A 1,839-nucleotide genomic window follows, 5' to 3' on the forward strand; every position below is an offset into this window, starting at 1 on the left:
ATCGGCATAGGGGACGGCCTTCATAGGCCGCTCCCCTGCCACACCACCCGGCATGCGGGTCCGCACCGGGCGGTTCGAGAGATTGAGGTTATGAGAGGCGCGCCAATCCCAGCCTGTCGAACCACGCAATATTCAGCACACGATTCAACTCAAAACGGCTATTACGCCACCAGCGATGAGAGTTACTGGCCACCCTCTGCGCCACCTGCTGGCTCGCCCCCAGTGTCCGCAGCTCTCGATAGATCGTAGGGCCACGCTTCCACTGCCTGAGCTGGATCGCTCTCAGTCGATGTCGTATCCATTCGTCCAGCTTGCGCCAGACTGCCGGTGTTTGCGACAACGTGAAGTAGGCTTTCCAGCCCAAAAGATAAGGCCGAAGATTATCTGCGACCTGTTGCAAGCTACGCCCGCAGGAGCGCCGGGTAAGCCAGCGGATACGCTGCTTGAACTGTTTCTGCGCCTTATAAGAGACCGCGCGCTTGACTTCACTTCGGGCTGACCACAACTCATAGCCCAGAAACTTGCGACCAAACGCGCTCGTCACTGCACTCTTGCTCTCGTTGACGCTCAAGTGCAGCTTTTCGTACAGCCGCCTCAGCAGGGCCATTACCCGCTGCCCCGCCTTCTGACTGCGCACATACACGTTCGCATCGTCGGCATAGCGCACGAAACAATGGCCTCGGCGTTCAAGCTCCCGATCCACTTCGTCCAGCAGCACGTTCGCCAACAACGGCGACAGTGGGCCGCCTTGCGGCGCCCCGCAGCGGCTTTTCTCGACCACGCCATTGATCAGCGTTCCCGCATCCAGATAGGCGCGAATCAGCCGGATAACCGCCTGATCCGTAATCCGTTTGCGCAAACGATCCATCAAGATGTCGTGATCGACCCGGTCGAAGAACTTCTCCAGATCAACATCCACCACCACTTTACGTCCTGAAGAGGCATAGCGCTGAGCCGCTAAAACGGCGTCCTGCGCACAGCGTCCCGGACGGAAGCCGTAGCTGTGTTCACTGAAGGTCGGATCGAGTAATGGCTGCAAGGCTTGCAGCAACGCTTGTTGGATCAAACGGTCGGTGACCGTTGGGATACCCAACTCGCGTTGACCGCCGTCAGGTTTGGGAATGACCACACGCCGTACCGGACTGGGCCGGTAGACTCCTGAAAGAAGCTGTTCACGAATCCCCGCCCATTGGGTCAGCAGGTACTCGGCCGTCTGATCAATATCCAGACCGTCGACTCCCGCTGCACCTTTGTTGGCCTTGACCCGTTTCCACGCCCGTTTCAGGTTTTCTCTCGCAAAGGCCCGTTCCAGCAGCCCTTGTCCTGCGTTATCGGGTTCATTTTGCGGGCGATTGACCTCGTCGCTGACAGGATTTCTCACGGTTTCACCGCTCGTTATCTCCGTCCGCCCCGCGTTTGGCAGGCATCTGACTTCCGGTCTTTCGCATCAACATGGCCTATGACGCTTTCTCTCGTTCGGCCCTTCGTCAAAAAAAAGACTACTACGGCCTCTGCTGACTTCTCGCTCCGACTCGCGCCGTCGCCCTTTCAGGCACAAGGCGAGATCTCCCCAGGTAAGAACGCAATCCTTCACCGCACAACCGCCGGATTTACGCTGCCTGACCCTTGACCACAAGAGCTTCGCGGTTTTATGCCCGCTCGCCCTGGTCGGCTTCGCCTTGTATCCGGTTCTTGTACATCGGCTCGCGGTTTCGATTCACGCTTCCTCCCCACACTCGGTCGCCCTCATGCAGTTGCGCTTCACTTCGTTCGCTGTGGTCAGCTTACGGCGGGACTTTCACCCACAAGATTGCGCCCATGCTGGGCGCACATAAAAAA

The 1,839-nt window shown here is 58.4% G+C and carries 1 protein-coding gene; it reads right to left on the reverse strand.

Going from position 1 to position 1,839, the window contains the following annotated elements; translation table 11 throughout:
* Nucleotides 1-88 precede the first annotated feature (88 nt).
* A complete protein-coding gene (ltrA, locus tag DU29_RS0100690) occupies nucleotides 89-1,381 on the reverse strand; it encodes a group II intron reverse transcriptase/maturase (protein ID WP_017341082.1) in 1,293 nt (430 codons plus the stop codon).
* Nucleotides 1,382-1,839 lie beyond the last annotated feature (458 nt).

The sequence above is a fragment of the Pseudomonas sp. Ant30-3 genome (genome assembly GCF_000690905.1).
In the GTDB taxonomy this organism is placed as follows: domain Bacteria; phylum Pseudomonadota; class Gammaproteobacteria; order Pseudomonadales; family Pseudomonadaceae; genus Aquipseudomonas.